Here is a 16,869-nt window from a genome sequence, read left to right as displayed (position 1 = left end):
TCCTTGTGTCTCGTTAGTTAAGTTTGCCCAGGGCTTGATCCACCACAGCCTTTTGCTGTTCCACGTGCTTGGCCAGGTAACCGACGGCCGGCGCGGCGGCGGCCGGACGAGCCACCACGTGCAGGGTTTGCCCCTTCTTCAGGGCCGCTTGCAGCCGGTGGGTCTTGGCGTACCAGGCGCCCTGATTGAGGGGCTCTTCCTGGCACCACACCAATTCCTTGGCATTGGGGTACTTGGACAGCTCTTCATCAAAGCGGCGGTCGTCGAAGGGATAGAGTTGTTCCACCCGAAGCAGAACGATGTTGTTCAGCTTGCGTTCGTTGCGGGCGGTCACCAGGTCGTAATAAATTTTGCCGGCGCAGGCCACGACCCGGGTCACCTTCTTGGCATCCACCTTCTCGGTTTCACCGATGATGGTCTGGAAGGTGCCGTTCGCCAGTTCGTCCAGGGAGCAGGTGGCCAGGGGGTTGCGCAGCAAGGACTTGGGCGTCATGACGATCAAGGGCTTGCGTTGCTTGCGCACCATTTGCCGACGCAGCAGGTGGAAAATCTGGGCCGCGTTGGAGGGGTAGCAGACTTCCCAGTTGAACTCGGCGGAAAGCTGCATGTACCGTTCCAGGCGGGCGGAGGAGTGTTCCGGACCTTGGCCTTCGTAGCCGTGGGGGAGCAGCAGGGTCAGACCACAGGCCCGGCCCCATTTGGCTTCCCCGGAGCAGAGGAACTGGTCGATCACCACCTGGGCGCCGTTGGCGAAGTCGCCAAACTGGCCTTCCCAGATCACCAGTTCATTGGGTTCCGCCGTGGCATAGCCGTATTCAAAAGCCATGACCGCGTTTTCGGACAGCACGGAATCGAAGCACTGAATGGTGGCCTGCTTGTCTTGCAGATTGGCCAGGGGCACGTAAATGCCCGAATCCCACTTTTCCCGGTTTTGATCGTGGAGAATGGCGTGGCGGTGGAAGAACGTTCCCCGCCCCACGTCTTCACCGGTAATCCGAATGCCGTAGCCGGAGGTGAGCAGGGAAGCATAGGCCAGGTTTTCAGCCATCCCCCAGTCCACCGGCAGCTTGCCTGCACCCATGGCGGCCCGGTCTTCGATGATTTTCTTGACCCGGGAATGGAGGGTGAAGGTATCCGGCACAGCGGTCAGGCGTTGGGCCAGCCGTTGCAGTTCCTTCTTGGCAACCTTGGTATTGCCCAGTTCGGTGTACTTCTTGTTGATGTAGGGAGACCAGTCGTTGGCAAATTGGCGCTTGTAGTTAGAAAGCACCGGATCGGCCAACAGCTTGCCCTGGTCCAGAGCGGCCCGGTAGTCCTTGACCATTTGGTCCGGACCATCGGCGGACAGCACCCCTTGGGCCACCAGCTTGTCCGCGTAAACCTTGCGGCTACCCGGATGGGCGTGCACCTTCTTGTACATCAAAGGCTGGGTGACCATGGGCTCGTCTTGCTCGTTATGGCCCAGTTTGCGGAAGCAGACGATGTCCACCACCACATCCTTCTTGAAGGTCTGACGGAATTCCAGGGCCAGACGGGTCACCAGGGACACGGCTTCCGGATCGTCCCCATTGACGTGGAATACGGGCAATTCCACCATCTTGAAGATGTCCGTGCAGTACAGGGAGGAACGGCTATCCCGGGGGTCGGAGGTGGTGAAACCGATCTGGTTGTTCACCACAATGTGCAGGGTGCCCCCCGTGCCATAGCCCCGGGTTTGGGAGAAGTTCAGCATTTCCTGATTCACGCCCTGACCGGCCACCGCCGCATCCCCGTGGATGAGCACGGGCAGAACCTGGGCATGGGCAGCTTCGTCACCACCGCGACGGCGCTGACGGGCGAAGACGGAACCTTCCACCACCGGATTGACGATTTCCAGGTGGGACGGATTAAAGGCCAGGGTCAAATGGACCGGGCCCCCTTCCGTACCCACATCGGAGGAATACCCCATGTGGTACTTCACGTCCCCGGAGGACAAATCCACCTTCTTTTTGCCTTCAAATTCGGCAAACAGCAGGGAGGGAGATTTACCCAGGGTATTCACCAGCACATTGAGCCGGCCCCGGTGGGCCATGCCGATGACCACTTCCTGGATGCCGAACTGGGCGGCGCCGGTATGCACCACTTCGTCCATGGAAACGATCAGGGCTTCGCCCCCTTCCAGGGAGAAGCGCTTTTGCCCCACATACTTGGTGTGCAGGTAACGTTCCAGGGTTTCCGCAGCGGTGAGACGCTCCAGCAGGTGCTTTTTCTGATCCGGCGTGTAGTTGCCCATGCCCCGGATCGGCTCCAGCCGGTCCTGAATCCAGCGCTTTTGCGCCGTATCGGTCATGTGCATGTATTCCACGCCGATGGAGCTGCAATAGGTGGTCCGCAGGGCATCCAGAATCTGGTTCAGCGTGGCCCGGTCCTGGCCCATTTTGAAGGAGCCCGTATTAAAGGTCTCGTTCAGATCGGCATTGCTGAACCCGTAGAAAGACGGTTCCAGCTCATGGATCACCGGCCGCTCATGGCGCTTCAGAGGGTCCAGGTCAGCCCACCGGTTCCCCAGGAAGCGATAGGCGTTGATCAGTTGCAGGACGGAAACCTGCTTTTTCCCGCTGTCTCCATCCACGGCCACCGTGCGCACCGCGTTGTGCTTGGCCTGTTCGGCGAAGGCAGCAATCACGGGAGCATGGGGGACGTCCCGGGGGGTTGCGCCGGGCATTTGGGACAGCTTATCGAAGTAAGCCCGCCATTCATCAGAAACGGAGGCAGGATTCTCCAGATAGCTTTCATACAACTCCTCGACGAACGGCGCGTTGCCGCCGTACAGATAGGAGGTGCCTAAGTTTTGCATCATCATGGCAATCACCTGTGTGGTGTGATGTTATTTTCTGGGCCCCGTGGTCGGAGCCAACTGGCCGACGGTTAAAACCGCCGATCCGATGCGAAAAAGGGGCGGTCGCCCGCCCCTCTTCCGACTTACTTGCGGCCGGCCAGGGGGACGACGTCCCGCTTGGCGGAACCGACGTAGAGCTGACGGGGACGCCCGATCTTGTATTCCGGATCGGAGATCATTTCTTCCCACTGGGCCATCCAACCCACGGTCCGCGCCAGGGCGAAGATGCAGGTAAACATGGTGGTGGGGATGCCCAGGGCCTTTTGGACGATACCGGAGTAGAAGTCCACGTTCGGGTAGAGCTTCTTCTCGATGAAGTAATCGTCTTCCAGGGCGATCTTTTCCAGCGCCATGGCCAGCTTGAAGAGGCGGCTGTTTTCCAGGCCCAGTTCGGTCAGCACGTCGTTGCAGACCTTGCGCATCAGCTTGGCCCGGGGGTCGAAGTTCTTGTAGACCCGGTGACCGAAGCCCATGAGCTTGAAGGAATCGCTCTTGTCCTTGGCGCGGGTGATGTATTCGCCCACCCGGGAAACGTCGCCGATTTCTTCCAGCATCTTCAGACAGGCTTCATTGGCGCCGCCGTGAGCCGGGCCCCACAGACAGGCGATACCGGCAGAGATACAGGCGAAGGGATTGGCACCGGAGGAGCCGGCCAGGCGCACCGTGGAGGTGGAGGCGTTTTGCTCGTGATCGGCGTGAAGAGTGAAAATCACGTCCAGGGCGTGGACCAGCACCGGATTCGGGACATAGGTCTCGCAGGGGGTGCCGAACATCATTTGCATGAAGTTGGCGGTGTAGTCCAGGTCATTGCGCGGGTACATCAGGGGCTCACCGCGGGAGTACTTATAAGCCAGGGCCACGATGGTGGGCATCTTGGCCACAATGCGGTTAAAGCTGATGCTGCGATGTTCCGCGTCGGAGAAATCGTGGGCTTCGTGATAAAAGGCGGACAGGGCGCCGACCACGCCAACCATTATTGCCATGGGGTGGGCGTCCCGGCGGAAGCCTTGGAAGAACTTCACCAGCTGTTCGTGCACCATCGTGTGGGACTTGATGGTGCTTTCAAAATCTAGTTTCTCTTTGGCGTTGGGCAATTCGCCGTTTTTCAACAGGTAGGCGACTTCAAGGAAGTTGCACTGTTCGGCCAATTGTTCGATGGGGTAACCACGGTACAGCAACTCACCCTTTTCACCATCAATGAAGGTGATCTTGGATTTGCAGCTGGCGGTGGAAAGAAAGCCAGAATCGTAGGTAAAGTGACCGGTTTTGGCGCCCAGGGTACGAATGTCGATGCAGTCGTTACCGTGGGTGGGCGTCAGAATCGGGAAATCGACCGGATCCGTGCCTTCAATTGAGAGTGTAGCTTTGCGTTCGCTCATGTTTCAGCCCCTGTAATGGTTATATGGTGGTCATTACTACACAAGCAGGGAACCGCGATGTTGCCGCGGTATCCTTACTCAACACTTACGCAGCTTGGCCAATATTCCGGTAAGCCGCGGGTCCGGGGCCTGCCGGTCGCTGGCAATCAACGACCAGAGGTCCAGATCCTCCATCTCCGCCAAGACCTTGAAGGCCTGGACCTCCTCGTCCGTCAGCTTGGCAAATTCCTCATCGAGGAATTTGGTCAGCTTCAGGTCCAACTCGAGGAGGCCCCGACGGATACAGCGCCAGCGAAGGCGCTCGTATTCTGCTCGTTCCATCAGACCGCGCGCTTAACCATCAACTCTTTGATCTTGCCGATGGCTTTGGTGGGGTTCAAACCCTTCGGACAAACATCAACGCAGTTCATGATGGTGTGGCAACGGAACAACCGGTACGGGTCTTCCAGGTTGTCCAGACGCTCGTTGGTCGCTTGGTCCCGGGTATCGGCGATGAACCGATAGGCGGCCAGCAGACCGGCGGGCCCCACGAATTTGTCCGGATTCCACCAGAAGGAGGGGCAGGACGTGGAGCAGCAGGCGCACAGGATGCACTCGTAGAGGCCGTTCAGCTCTTCCCGATCTTCAGGAGACTGATACCGTTCCCGTTCGGGAGCCGGATCATTGTTGATCAGGTAGGGCTTGATGGAATGGTATTGCTTGAAGAACTGGGTCATATCCACGATCAGATCGCGGATGACGGGCAGTCCGGGCAAGGGCCGCAGCACGATGGGCTGGGCCAACTCGTCCACATTGGTCAAGCAGGAGAGGCGGTTCTTGCCATTGACGTTCATGGCGTCGGAACCGCACACCCCTTCCCGGCAGGAACGGCGGAAGGAGAAGGTATCGTCCTTGGCCTTGAGGCGCACCAGAGCTGCCAGCAGTTTCTTATCCGTTTCTTCCAGCTCCACGGAAATGTCCTGCATGTAGGGCGCATCGTCCTTGTCCGGATCGTAGCGATAAACTTTGAATTGAACGGTACGTTTGCTCATATCTTTTATCTCCGCTCCTTAATAGACCCGCTTCTTCAGAGCGACAGTTTCCGCCGTCAGCGGCTTCATCTGAACCGGCTTGTATTGCAGACGATTGCCATCGCGGAACCACAGGGTGTGCTTCAGCCATTCCTGGTCGTTCCGCCCATCCGGGTGTTCCGCCGTATCCGGAGCATCGTTCCGCACGTGGGCGCCACGGGATTCCTTCCGAGCTTCAGCGGAAATCATGGTGGCCTTAGCCACTTCGATGAGGTTTTCCAGTTCCAGGGCTTCGCTGCGGGCGGTGTTCCAGACCTTGGACTTGTCCTTGATCTCGGTGCTTTGCACCCGTTCCGCCACCTTGGCGATTTGTTCCACACCTTCGTGGAGCAGTTCCTTGAAGCGGAACACACCGGCGTGGCCTTGCATGACCCGTTGCATAGCCGTCATGACTTCGGCCACGTCTTCCCCGTTCTTCTGGGTTTCCAGACGATTCAGGCGGGACAGGGCGTAGTCAGCAGCGTTTTCCGGCAGGGGCTTATGGGCCTTGTTGTTCTTCAGGTCCTCAATCACCGTTTCACCGGCGGACTTACCGAACACCAGAAGGTCAAGCAGGGAGTTGGTACCCAGCCGGTTGGCCCCGTGCACCGAGGCGCAGGCGCATTCGCCAGCAGCGTAGAAGCCCTTGACCGGAGCGGCCAGATCGTCGCCCTGGGGCATCACTACCTGACCTTGATAGTTGGTAGGAATACCACCCATCTGGTAGTGGCAGGTCGGCACCACGGGGATCGGGGTCTTGATGGGATCAACACCAGCAAACTGGATGGAGATATCCCGAATCCCGGGCAAGCGCTTCATGATGGTTTCGGGAGCCAGGTGGGTGATATCCAACAGGACGTAGTCCTTATTGGCACCGCAACCCCGGCCTTCCTTCATTTCCGTCACCATGGCGCGGGACACCACGTCACGGGAAGCCAGATCCTTCAGGTTGGGCGCGTAACGTTCCATGAAACGTTCGCCGTTGGCGTTGCGCAGAATACCGCCCTCGCCCCGCACCCCTTCCGTAATCAGCACCCCGGCACCGGCCACTCCGGTGGGGTGGAATTGCCAGAATTCCATATCCTCCAGGGGAATACCGGCCCGCGCCGCCATACCCAGGCCGTCACCGGTATTGATGAAGGCGTTGGTGGAAGAATAGAAAATCCGACCGGCACCGCCGGTGGCGAAAATCGTGGCCTTGGCATGGAAAATATGGACTTCGCCCGTTTCCATTTCCAGGGCTACCACGCCCAGCACTTCCCCGTCGGCGTCACGGATCAGGTCCAGAGCCATCCATTCCACAAAGAACTGGGTATGGGCCCGTACGTTCCGTTGGTACATGGCATGCAGCATGGCGTGACCGGTACGGTCAGCGGCGGCACAGGAACGATTCACCGGCTTTTCGCCAAAGTTCTGGGAGTGGCCACCGAAAGGCCGTTGATAAATCTTGCCGTTATCCAGGCGATCGAAGGGCATGCCGTAGTGTTCCAGCTCCACCACCACTTCATTGGCCTTGCGCACCATGAATTCGATGGCGTCCTGGTCACCCAGCCAATCGGACCCCTTGACGGTGTCGTACATGTGCCAGCGCCAGTTGTCTTCGGTCACATTCCCCAGGGAAGCGGCCACCCCGCCTTGGGCCGCCACGGTGTGGCTGCGGGTGGGAAAAACCTTGGTCAGCACGGCGGTCTTCAGACCCGCTTCGGAAACCTGCAAAGCGGCCCGCAGACCGGCGCCGCCGGCGCCCACGATAACGACGTCAAATTTATGAACCGGGATAGTCATCAGTTACAGTCTCCACAGAATCTGAGCGGCCCAGCCGGCATAGCCGATCAGGGCGAGAAGAGTCAGGACATGCAGCGTCAGCCGCACACTGGTGGGCTTAACGTAGTCCATCCAGATATCCCGAATACCGACCCAGGCGTGAAAGAACAGGCTCAGGAAAAAGAGGAAGGTGATGAACTTCATGAAACCGTTGGCAAAAATGCCCCGCCAGGCTTCAAAGCTATCCGGACCGATGGCCCCGACCGTCACCAGGAGAATGACCGAGTACACCGCCATCACCACGGCCGTCGCCCGTTGAGCGATCCAATCCCGCAGCCCGTAATGGGCGCCCACAACGATGCGATTTACCATAGCAGCTTGGCTCCCAGAAGAACGGTCAGCGCCAGGCTAACCACAAACGCGATTTTGCTGGTCAGGCGAGCGGAAGGAAGATCCACGCCCACGTGCATATCCAGGAACAGGAAGCGAATCCCGGCGCAGAAGTGGTGGCAGAAGGCCCAGATCAAGCCCAGCAGCACCAGCTTCACCAGGGGGAAGCTCACCACGGCCTTGAAGGTACCGAAGGATTCGGGGGAATCCACACTGCACTGGAACAGCCACAGCAGCAAAGGCAGGAGCAGGAACAGGCCTGCGCCGCTAACGCGGTGGAGAATGGAGAGAATACCCGGAAGGGGCAGTCGGATCTTTGTCACGTCCAAGTGCTTCGGACGTTTTTTCTTGATGGTTAGTTCTGCCATGAACATCATCCCTCTTGCTTGTTGCGAAGCGGTAACCGAAGCCACCGCGCCCTTTTTGAAACTTTTGAATTATATATTTTTATACTTTGCCAATGTGGCAAACCGCCTCCAGCCCCACGCCACCTCCTTCAGCTTAATTCATTGAAATAATGATATCGGTTGGTGGCATAAAAGCCCCGCCGCCATTCCACCGGCTTATTGCCATAGGTAAAGGCCACCCGCTCCACTAGCAGCAAGGGGGAGCCTTCCGGCACCTTAAGCAGTTCCCCATTAACCTTGTCAGCGGCAATGGCCCGAATACGTTCTTCCGCCCGGATCATGCGCACCCCGTAGCGGTTTTCATATAACCGGTAGAGGGACATATCGTTATGTTGCAAGACATCCAGACTCAGATCAGGAAAGAGATCGGACGGCAGATAGATTTCATCCACCAGAGCCGGTTCCCCATCAAAACTCAACAACCGGCGTAGAATGGTAATTGGCGTTCCCACCGCCAGCCCCAGCACCCGGGACACATCCTGACCCGCCTTGGCGCGCCAGCATTCCACCGGCTCACTGATGGACTGATCGATTTCGCCTTCGTTGGGCTGGAGACGGAGAAAACGGAAAAGGGAGCGGGGATCGTTGTGGGTGGAGACAAATGTCCCTTTACCCTGACGGCGGACCAGTAGATTTTCCGCGGCCATTTCGTCAATGGCTTTGCGCACGGTCCCCTGACTGACGCTGAAACGAGCAGCCAATTCCGACTCACTCGGAATGGCATCGCCCGGCCCCCACTCGCCAAGTTCCAGGCTGCGGACCATTAAGTCCTTGATTTGCCGGTACAACGGACTAAAGGTTGGGGAAGGAGTTGTAGCTGCTCGATTCATGATAGGCATATTTCAGCACAAAAGTTTTGATTCGTCTATTGTAATACTGATATCTTATATAAGACATATAATGAATCATTGACACCGGGATTTGAACCGCCTATCATTTTTCCGCTTCAAGCTGCCCGCCATCGGCGTCGCCGCTGGAAATCCCAATCCCCTCGCTATCAGCCGGGGCTTCTCCGGACCGCTTGCAGCCGCCCCCGCCCAGAGGATTCAAAGTCGTCCAGGCGGACGAATTCCCCCTTATTGACTGCATAAATTCAGGAGCCGCAACATGTCCAAAGCCCCCATGCGCGTCGCCGTCACCGGTGCCGCTGGCCAGATTGGTTACAGCCTGCTTTTCCGCATCGCTTCCGGCGAAATGCTTGGAAAAGATCAACCCGTCATCCTCCAGTTGCTGGACCTGCCCCAAGCCCAACAAGCCGTCAAGGGCGTAATCATGGAATTGGAAGACTGCGCGTTCCCGCTGCTGGCCGGTGTGGTCGCCACCGACGAACCCGCCGTCGCCTTCAAGGATGCTGATGTCTGTCTGCTGGTTGGCGCCCGCCCCCGCTCCAAGGGTATGGAACGGAAGGATCTGCTGGAAGCCAACGGTCAAATCTTCACCGTTCAAGGCAAGGCCATCGCTGAAAACGCCAAGGAGAACGTGAAGGTTCTGGTGGTCGGTAACCCCGCCAACACCAACGCCTACATCGCCCGCTCCGCCGCCATCAAGGTTGGCCGCACCGATCCCCGCAACTACCACGGTATGCTGCGTCTGGACCACAACCGGGCCCTGTCCCAACTGGCCGCCAAGACCGGTCGTGCCGTTTCTTCCATCGAAAAGATGGTGGTGTGGGGCAACCACTCCCCCTCCATGTACGCCGACTACCGCTTTGCCACCTCCAACGGTGACAGCGTCAAGGCGCTGGTGAATGATCCGGTGTGGAACAACGACGTGTTCCTGCCCACCGTGGGCAAGCGGGGCGCCGCCATTATTGAAGCCCGGGGTCTGTCCTCCGCCGCTTCTGCCGCCAATGCCGCCATCGACCACGTCCATGACTGGGTGCTGGGCTCCGACAAGTGGGTCACCATGGGTGTTCCCTCCGACGGTTCCTACGGCATCCCCGAAGGCATCGTGTTCGGCTTCCCCTGCGAATGCAAGGGCGGTGAATACAAGATCATCCAAGGCCTGGAAATCGACGAATACAGCCAAGGTAAGATCAACAACACCCTGAACGAACTGAAGGAAGAAGCCGCTGGTGTGGCCCACCTGCTGAAGTAAGCTGCCCTTCCCCACAAAAAAGCCGCAGGTTTTTGCCTGCGGCTTTTTTATGCTCTAAACCCCGCCTACCAGGGCAACATGCGGGACAGCAAGTTATCTTTGCGTATCCATTGATGCCAGAGAGCGGCTGCTACGTGGAGACCAATGAGACCGATGAATAGATTCCCCAGGGTTTCATGCACCTCCTTCAAGTCATGGCCCAGGCCTTTATTCACCTCCAAGGCAAGGGGCAAGGGCCAGCCCAGAAAACTCAAGGTCGTACCGGAAAGCAATACCCCCAGAATACCCAGCAAGGGCAGGAGCAGCAGCACTCCGTACAAAGCCCAATGCATCGCCAGCGCGGCCCAGGCTTCCCAGGTTCCCGGCTGGGCCGGACCTTCCGGGGGACGATGGAAGAAGCGCCAGACCAAGCGCACCAGGGTCAGCGCCAGGATGGCCAGGCCCCACTGAAAATGCCAGCCATGCAGGGCCGTACGCAAAGGGGTGCCTTTTTCATAGAAATCGGAAACCTCAATGGTCCCCAGGGCACCCAACACCAGGACCAGGGTCAGCCAATGGCAAATCATGGCCACCCGGGTAAAGCGTTCTGGCTGGACTGCAGGAAGTGCGTTCATATGCGGATATCCTCTAAGGAATAGAGTGGGAAAGCTTCATTCTGACTAGGAATTCTTAATGGATGCTTAACCGGCCCCAGGCTTGGACTACGGTAGAATCCAAGTCTTACTTTCTTACCCAAACACCATGACCCTACGCCATCCTCAAGATGTCCTGTTTGCCGGAGAAAAGCCCTTCCCCATCCTGCCGGTGGTGGATCATTACGCCGGTTCGGAAAAGCTCATGCTTAAGGCGCTCCAGCTACAACACGAGCTGGGCCCGGTTTTTGATCTGACCTGTGATTGCGAGGATGGAGCCAAGGCGGGCACGGAAACGGCCCACGCCACCATGGCCGCCAATCTCATTGTCAGTCCGGACAACCGTTTTGGTCGGGTGGGTGCCCGCATCCACGACATCACCCACAACCACTGGCAGGCGGATCTGGACATTCTGATCCGCATCGCCGGGCGCCGCCTGGCCTTCCTGACCCTACCCAAAGTACGTTCCGTCGCCGACGCCCAGACCCAGATCGCCGCCCTACGCCGGGCGGAGGCCCAATACGCTACCGGCAAAGCCCTGCCCGTCCACGTGCTCATCGAAACCCACGGCGCCCTGCGGGACGCATGGCAGATTGCGGCTCTGGAAGGGGTGGAAAGCCTGGATTTCGGTCTTATGGACTTTGTCTCCGGCCATCACGGCGCCATCCCGGGCACCGCCATGAAAAGCCCCGGACAATTCACCCACCCCCTGGTAACCCGGGCCAAGTGCGAGATTTCCGCCGCCGCCCTGGCCCACGGGGTGGCGCCCTCCCACAACGTGACCACGGAATTGAAGGACCCCCGGGTGGTTTTCGACGACGCCCGCCGGGCCCGCCAGAATTTCGGCTATCTGCGCATGTGGAGCATCCACCCGGCCCAGATCATGCCCATCGTGGAAGCCATGCGCCCGGACTTCTCTGAGGTGGAAGCTGCGGTGGACATCTTGGCCGCCGCCCAGGACCAGGACTGGGGTCCCATTCAGCACGCCGGACGACTCCACGACCGGGCCTCCTACCGCTATTACTGGGAACTGTTGCAACGGGCTAAGGCCACGGGCATGAATCTCCCCAGAGACGGCGCCTCTCGCTTTTTCCCGGAAAGCTAAAAATCCGGCAGGCTCACGCCACCGGTTTCTTGCCCCTTTTGGGAGCAACCGGCGCTTTTCGGGAAGGCTTGGGCAGGGAGGGCCTGGTCGAAGAAGCAGGCAGAACCTGGGGCGCCGGCTCCACCTCCCGCACCAGCACCGCTTCCACCCGATAGGTCTCCGGTGCCTGGCCCCACCATCCGGGCAGGGCCAGGCGAAAACTCAGGCGCTGAGGGGAAGCCAGTCCTTCAGGCAAAGCCCCCTCGGGCAAGGGAGTCAGGCTCCCGGCCAGGTTGGGCAGGGAAAAAGGAAAGGAAAAGGGCGCCCCTTTCAAATCAAAGGGAAAAAACGCCCCAGCCCCCTCTTCAATCCCGGCACCAGGAAGGGCCCCCATCCACCAGGGGCCCAGCAGACAGCGCTGCCAGAGCGCCCACCCCGCCCACCAGCTGCGGACCCAAATATCCCAAGGATCAACCTCCCCTATCCCCCAATTTCCAGCCTGTTCCATAGCCGTTCCCCTTCTTCTCTAAGGCGCCGGGCGGGGCGCTTCCCCTTTCGGCACAAACTCAAACAACCGCAAATCCCCGAATTCATAGGCCCGCAAGGCTACCTGACGCCAGCCGTGAGAAGCTAGATAGGCGGGAATCCGATCCCCCGGATCATAGCTATTGTATTGTCGGGTCAAAAGCAGCACAGCCCGCCGCCCAGCGGTAAGGGAGGTAAGAAAGCTCAAATCCAGCCCTTCCACGGCAGGGGCGCATTTGCCCGAGGGATAGCGGGCGTGCATCCCCAGGGAGGGGTAATCCCTAGGCACCCCATGCATGGGCAGACGCTGGCCCAGGGCTTCCATGGCATGAGAAAAAGGCAGCACCAGCTCATCCGGAATAAACAGGACTAAGGCCTGATCCGGATGCCCCGCCGTCAAATCCCAGCCATCCCGGGAAGCCTCGGCCCCGATCACATCCCAGGGTTCCTTACGATGGTAATCCACATAGAGGGGCGCCAGGGTCAGGACCTGGGCCGTTACCAGGGCCGCCACCAGCAAGCCCCTCAGGCGAGGCCGACTCAAGGCGGCCGGCGCAGCGGCCAGGGCCAGAGCAAAAAAGGGAGCCGTACCTATCAGGGTCCGGGCCAGAAAAATCGGGGTAATCAACCAGCTCAGCACAAAATTCAAGGCAAGTGGCACCACCGCCAAAGCCCCCAGCACCAGGGCCTGACGCCCCCGGCCCCAGCGGACCAACAGGGTCAGCCCCACGCCCCATAGAGCCAGTACCCACCAAAGGATGAAAAAGGAACCAAAGCCCACCAGAAAGCGCAACTCGTTGGCCACCCGCCACAGATTAGGTCGGGGTATCCAGAAATCCGAACTCACTTCGTGGGTCTGGGTAAGAAGATTCGGCAGATATGGCGCCCACAGAAACAGCACAGCCAAGGCGGCCCAGGCGGCGGGACGCCAGAGGGCCCGATCCTCCGGATCGCGCCAGGACAGCCAACCCAAGGCCAGCAGCAGGGCAGCGCCGTAGAAAACGGAGGTGTCGTTACTCCATAGCAGCAACCCCAGCCCCGCCACCACGCCCAACCAGCCGGATCGGGAGACAAGCCTCTCCCGTTGCCCCAGCACCCGCAGCACCCCAAAGGCCAGCACGGCGCTCCCCAAGGCCACCAGGCCGTAGGGACGGGCCTCATGGGCGAATTCCACCTGAAAGGGCATGCTGGCGAAAATCAAGCCGGCAATCGAGCCCAAGCGGGGCGCCAGTTCCCGCCCGGCCAGCATGACAAAGCCAGTAGCCAGCACCCCGGCCAGGGCCCCCAGGCTGCGCATGGCCAGGGCACTGTCCCCGAACAGCCCCATCCACGCTTTGAGCAGCAGAGCGTAAAGGGGGGGATGGGGGTCGCACTGGGGGACTAGGGACCACAGATCGGTGAGGGATTGGCGGGCATCCCACCAGGAATAGCCCTCATCCAGCCAGAGAGGTTGGAAACCGATGTAATGCCAACGCAGAGCGGCAGCGAACAGCAGAATTAGGATAAAACCCGGCCACCAGAAGCGGTGGGCGAAGGAAGTAGAGGAAGGCTCGGGGAAAAGTTGGGGGGCCATGGAGAATAAGGAAGAAACGGATATTCGCCGTCACGTTAGCGCTAGCCGAACCGGCAGCCGCGGGTACTACCACTGCCGCAGGTGTTGATACTGCTGCCAGTGCCAGTGCCAGTGCCAGTGCCAGTGCCAGTGCCAGTGCCATCAAGCATGACCGGATAAATCCCACTACGCAAGCCTGGGCCACTCGGCCCGCCAAGCGTCCTTGATCCCCACAAAAAAACAGCCCCACCATCACTGGCGGGGCTGCGCTCCTCCTACACTCCTTTGGTTTTTATTGCTTTCAGATCGTTACCGTATCCGCCACTTCCTTAAATTCGGAAATTTGATCGAAATTCATGTAACGATAGATATCCGCCGCCTTGGCATTCACCACATTGATTTTTTCCATATATTCGGCGACGGAGGGGATCTTACCCAGCAGGGCGCAGATCGCCGCCAGCTCGGCAGAGCCCAGGTAAACCCGGGTATCCAGGCCCAGACGGTTGGGGAAGTTCCGGGTGGAAGTGGACATGGCCGTGCTGCCCTTGCGCACCTGGGCCTGATTGCCCATGCACAGGGAGCAGCCGGGCATTTCCATACGGGCACCAGACTTGCCAAGCACGCTGTAATAGCCCTCTTCCGTGAGGATCAACGCATCCATCTTGGTGGGAGGAGCGATCCACAGGCGGGTCGGAATGTCGGACTTGCCATCCAGCACCTTGCCGGCCGCCCGGAAGTGGCCGATGTTGGTCATGCAGGAACCGATGAACACTTCGTCGATCTTGTCCCCAGCCACGGTGGACAGGAGCTTCACGTCGTCCGGATCGTTGGGGCAGGCCAGGATGGGTTCCTTCACGTCGGCCAGATCGATTTCGATTACGGCGGCGTATTCCGCATCGCTATCCGGCTCCAGCAGCTTGCCGTTTTCGATCCAGCTTTCCATGGCCTTGATGCGGCGGGCCAGGGTACGCTTGTCTTCGTAACCGTTGGCAATCATCCACTTCATCAAGGTGATGTTGGAGCGCATGTACTCCACGATGGGGTCTTTGTTCAGGCGCACGGTGCAGCCGGCGGCGGACCGTTCGGCGGAGGCATCGGTCAGTTCAAAGGCCTGTTCCACCTTGAGATCGGGCAGCCCTTCGATTTCCAGGATGCGGCCGGAGAAGATGTTCTTCTTGCCCTTCTTTTCCACCGTCAGCAGACCTTGCTGAATGGCGTAGTAAGGAATGGCATTGACCAGATCCCGCAGGGTGATGCCAGGCTGCATCTTGCCCTTGAAGCGGACCAGCACGGATTCGGGCATATCCAGGGGCATGACGCCGGTGGCGGCGGCAAAGGCCACCAGGCCGGAACCGGCCGGGAAGGAAATACCGATGGGGAAACGGGTGTGGGAGTCACCGCCGGTGCCCACCGTATCGGGCAGCAGCAGACGGTTCAGCCAGGAGTGGATCACCCCGTCCCCCGGACGCAGGGAAACCCCGCCCCGGGTGGTGATGAAGGACGGCAGGGTGCGGTGCATCTTCACGTCCACCAGCTTGGGATAAGCGGCGGTGTGGCAGAAGGACTGCATCACCAGATCGGCGGAGAAGCCCAGGCAGGCCAGATCCTTCAGCTCGTCCCGGGTCATGGGGCCGGTAGTGTCCTGGGAGCCCACGGTGGTCATCTTGGGTTCGCAGTAGGTTCCCGGGCGGATGCCCTTGCCTTCCGGCAGGCCACAGGCCCGGCCGACAATCTTCTGGGCCAGGGAGAAGCCCTTGCCAGAATCCTGGGGCGCCTGGGGCAAGCGGAACAGGGTGGAGACGGGTAGGCCCAGGGCTTCCCGAGCCTTGGCGGTCAAGCCCCGGCCAATGATCAGGGGAATCCGACCGCCGGCCCGGACTTCGTCCAGGATCACCGGGGTCTTCAGCTTGCTTTCCGCGATCACCGCGCCGTTTTTCACGGCCTTCACCGTGGCGGTGGCGTGATCCAGTTGCAATTCGATTTCGTCGCCCATTTCCATCTTGTTGACGTCGATTTCGATGGGCAAGGCACCCGCGTCTTCCTGGGTGTTAAAGAAAATGGGGGCAATCTTGCCGCCCAGGCACACACCGCCGAAGCGCTTGTTGGGCACGAAGGGAATGTCTTCCCCAGTCCACCACAGCACGGAGTTGGTAGCGGACTTGCGGGAGGAACCAGTCCCCACCACGTCGCCCACATAGGCCACCAGATTGCCCTTTTGCTTCAGGCTTTCCAGCAGCTTCATGGGGCCCCGCACCCCGGGTTCGTCCGGAGTAATGCCGGGCCGGGCATTTTTCAGCATGGCGACGGCGTGCAGGGGAATATCGGGACGGGACCAGGCATCCGGCGCCGGGGAAAGGTCGTCCGTATTGGTTTCGCCGGAAACCTTGAAAACGGTCAGTTTCAGGGAGCTGGGCACTTCCGGGCGGGAGGTAAACCATTCACCATCGGCCCAGGATTGAAGCACCGCCTTGGCATTGGCGTTGCCCGCCTTAGAGAGTTCCACCACATCGTGGAAGGCGTCGAACATCAACAGGGTCTTTTTCAGGCCTTCAGCGGCCACGGTGCCCACTTCGGCATCGCCCAGGAGATCGATCAGGGATTTGACGTTGTAACCGCCCAGCATGGTGCCCAGAAGTTCCGTGGCTTGGGCCCGGGAAATCAGGGCACAGGAGAGCTTGCCACCGGCCACTTGGGTCAGGAATTCGGCCTTGACCTTGGCCGCATCATCCACCCCGGCCGGAACCCGGTGGGTAATGAGATCAACCAAAAAAGCCTCTTCCCCCTTGGGCGGATTTTGCAACAAGGCCACCAGATCCTTGACCTGGGCGGCCGTCAGGGGCAGGGGCGGAATACCGAGTGCAGCACGCTCGGCGACGTGTTGGCGGTAGGCTTCAAGCACGGCGGGTTCCTCTCGACAAGTGGATAACGGTTGAAATATGGCTCTTATGGGTAGGCCATCAACCCCACGACTTCCGGATCAAAAGTCGTAAGTCTTATATATGATATCAGACACATCCGCTTTTGGAAGCGGGGCAGGCCTTTTTTCCCCAGCCCCAGCTTCTTTCCCTGGGGGAAAACGGATTAGCCACAATAGCAGCTTTCCACGAAAGCG

13 protein-coding genes are annotated in these 16,869 nt (G+C 59.5%); 2 read left to right on the top strand and 11 right to left on the bottom strand.

Annotated elements, in window-relative coordinates; translation table 11 throughout:
* Nucleotides 1-13 precede the first annotated feature (13 nt).
* The 8 genes from Azoinq_RS13565 to Azoinq_RS13530 form a co-directional block, all read right to left on the bottom strand.
* A complete protein-coding gene (locus Azoinq_RS13565; RefSeq protein ID WP_216128370.1) occupies nucleotides 14-2,842 on the bottom strand; it encodes a 2-oxoglutarate dehydrogenase E1 component in 2,829 nt (942 codons plus the stop codon).
* A gap of 119 nt (nucleotides 2,843-2,961) precedes the next feature.
* Nucleotides 2,962-4,257: a citrate synthase gene (gene gltA / locus Azoinq_RS13560; protein WP_216128371.1), complete on the bottom strand. Its 1,296-nt coding sequence runs from the start codon at nucleotides 4,255-4,257 to the stop codon at nucleotides 2,962-2,964.
* Nucleotides 4,258-4,335: 78 nt separating this feature from the next.
* Nucleotides 4,336-4,578, bottom strand: a complete 243-nt coding sequence (locus Azoinq_RS13555) for an FAD assembly factor SdhE (protein WP_216128372.1) — start codon at nucleotides 4,576-4,578, stop codon at nucleotides 4,336-4,338.
* A complete protein-coding gene (locus Azoinq_RS13550) occupies nucleotides 4,578-5,288 on the bottom strand; it encodes a succinate dehydrogenase iron-sulfur subunit (RefSeq protein ID WP_216128373.1) in 711 nt (236 codons plus the stop codon). The genes Azoinq_RS13555 and Azoinq_RS13550 overlap by 1 nt, the downstream gene beginning before the upstream one ends.
* Nucleotides 5,289-5,306: 18 nt before the next feature.
* Nucleotides 5,307-7,091: a succinate dehydrogenase flavoprotein subunit gene (sdhA, locus tag Azoinq_RS13545; protein WP_216128374.1), complete on the bottom strand. Its 1,785-nt coding sequence runs from the start codon at nucleotides 7,089-7,091 to the stop codon at nucleotides 5,307-5,309.
* 3 nt (nucleotides 7,092-7,094) lie between these two features.
* The gene (gene sdhD / locus Azoinq_RS13540) at nucleotides 7,095-7,442 is read right to left on the bottom strand and encodes a succinate dehydrogenase, hydrophobic membrane anchor protein (protein WP_216128375.1); all 348 of its coding nucleotides are present in this window, start codon (nucleotides 7,440-7,442) and stop codon (nucleotides 7,095-7,097) included.
* Nucleotides 7,436-7,828: a succinate dehydrogenase, cytochrome b556 subunit gene (gene sdhC, locus Azoinq_RS13535; protein ID WP_216128376.1), complete on the bottom strand. Its 393-nt coding sequence runs from the start codon at nucleotides 7,826-7,828 to the stop codon at nucleotides 7,436-7,438. Before sdhC ends, sdhD begins: the two co-directional genes overlap by 7 nt.
* 128 nt (nucleotides 7,829-7,956) lie before the next feature.
* Nucleotides 7,957-8,631, bottom strand: a complete 675-nt coding sequence (locus Azoinq_RS13530) for a GntR family transcriptional regulator (RefSeq protein WP_408627078.1) — start codon at nucleotides 8,629-8,631, stop codon at nucleotides 7,957-7,959.
* A gap of 343 nt (nucleotides 8,632-8,974) precedes the next feature.
* Between Azoinq_RS13530 and Azoinq_RS13525 the strand changes: the two genes are divergently transcribed.
* On the top strand, nucleotides 8,975-9,964 hold the full coding sequence (locus Azoinq_RS13525; RefSeq protein WP_216128378.1) for a malate dehydrogenase: 990 nt from the start codon (nucleotides 8,975-8,977) through the stop codon (nucleotides 9,962-9,964).
* Between the two features lie 65 nt (nucleotides 9,965-10,029).
* On the opposite strand, the gene Azoinq_RS13520 is transcribed toward Azoinq_RS13525, so the two are convergent.
* Nucleotides 10,030-10,578, bottom strand: a complete 549-nt coding sequence (locus Azoinq_RS13520; protein WP_216128379.1) for a cytochrome b — start codon at nucleotides 10,576-10,578, stop codon at nucleotides 10,030-10,032.
* Nucleotides 10,579-10,705: 127 nt separating this feature from the next.
* Between Azoinq_RS13520 and Azoinq_RS13515 the strand changes: the two genes are divergently transcribed.
* Entirely contained in the window at nucleotides 10,706-11,701 is a 996-nt protein-coding gene (locus Azoinq_RS13515; RefSeq protein WP_216128380.1) for an HpcH/HpaI aldolase/citrate lyase family protein, read from the top strand.
* 505 nt (nucleotides 11,702-12,206) lie between these two features.
* Here the strand turns inward: Azoinq_RS13515 and Azoinq_RS13510 are convergent.
* Nucleotides 12,207-13,778, bottom strand: a complete 1,572-nt coding sequence (locus Azoinq_RS13510; protein WP_216128381.1) for a glycosyltransferase family 39 protein — start codon at nucleotides 13,776-13,778, stop codon at nucleotides 12,207-12,209.
* A 280-nt stretch (nucleotides 13,779-14,058) separates the two neighbouring features.
* Nucleotides 14,059-16,656, bottom strand: coding sequence for a bifunctional aconitate hydratase 2/2-methylisocitrate dehydratase (gene acnB, locus Azoinq_RS13505; RefSeq protein WP_216128382.1), 2,598 nt, complete (start codon nucleotides 16,654-16,656; stop codon nucleotides 14,059-14,061).
* Nucleotides 16,657-16,869: the final 213 nt, after the last annotated feature.

Origin of the sequence: Azospira inquinata, assembly GCF_018905915.1 — a bacterium.
In the GTDB taxonomy this organism is placed as follows: Bacteria; Pseudomonadota; Gammaproteobacteria; order Burkholderiales; family Rhodocyclaceae; genus Azospira; species Azospira inquinata.
Note: the sequence above shows the minus strand (reverse complement) of the source record. Positions and strands in the feature narration are given on the sequence as shown.

Bases quoted from the DNA above. Each gene is read 5' to 3' on its own strand.
- Azoinq_RS13565 (WP_216128370.1), bottom strand. From the start codon at position 2,842: ATGATGATGCAAAACTTAGGCACCTCCTATCTGTACGGCGGCAACGCG.
- gltA (WP_216128371.1), bottom strand. From the start codon at position 4,257: ATGAGCGAACGCAAAGCTACACTCTCAATTGAAGGCACGGATCCGGTC.
- Azoinq_RS13555 (WP_216128372.1), bottom strand. From the start codon at position 4,578: ATGGAACGAGCAGAATACGAGCGCCTTCGCTGGCGCTGTATCCGTCGG.
- Azoinq_RS13550 (WP_216128373.1), bottom strand. From the start codon at position 5,288: ATGAGCAAACGTACCGTTCAATTCAAAGTTTATCGCTACGATCCGGAC.
- sdhA (WP_216128374.1), bottom strand. From the start codon at position 7,091: ATGACTATCCCGGTTCATAAATTTGACGTCGTTATCGTGGGCGCCGGC.
- sdhD (WP_216128375.1), bottom strand. From the start codon at position 7,442: ATGGTAAATCGCATCGTTGTGGGCGCCCATTACGGGCTGCGGGATTGG.
- sdhC (WP_216128376.1), bottom strand. From the start codon at position 7,828: ATGGCAGAACTAACCATCAAGAAAAAACGTCCGAAGCACTTGGACGTG.
- Azoinq_RS13530 (WP_408627078.1), bottom strand. From the start codon at position 8,631: ATGGTCCGCAGCCTGGAACTTGGCGAGTGGGGGCCGGGCGATGCCATT.
- Azoinq_RS13525 (WP_216128378.1), top strand. From the start codon at position 8,975: ATGTCCAAAGCCCCCATGCGCGTCGCCGTCACCGGTGCCGCTGGCCAG.
- Azoinq_RS13520 (WP_216128379.1), bottom strand. From the start codon at position 10,578: ATGAACGCACTTCCTGCAGTCCAGCCAGAACGCTTTACCCGGGTGGCC.
- Azoinq_RS13515 (WP_216128380.1), top strand. From the start codon at position 10,706: ATGACCCTACGCCATCCTCAAGATGTCCTGTTTGCCGGAGAAAAGCCC.
- Azoinq_RS13510 (WP_216128381.1), bottom strand. From the start codon at position 13,778: ATGGCCCCCCAACTTTTCCCCGAGCCTTCCTCTACTTCCTTCGCCCAC.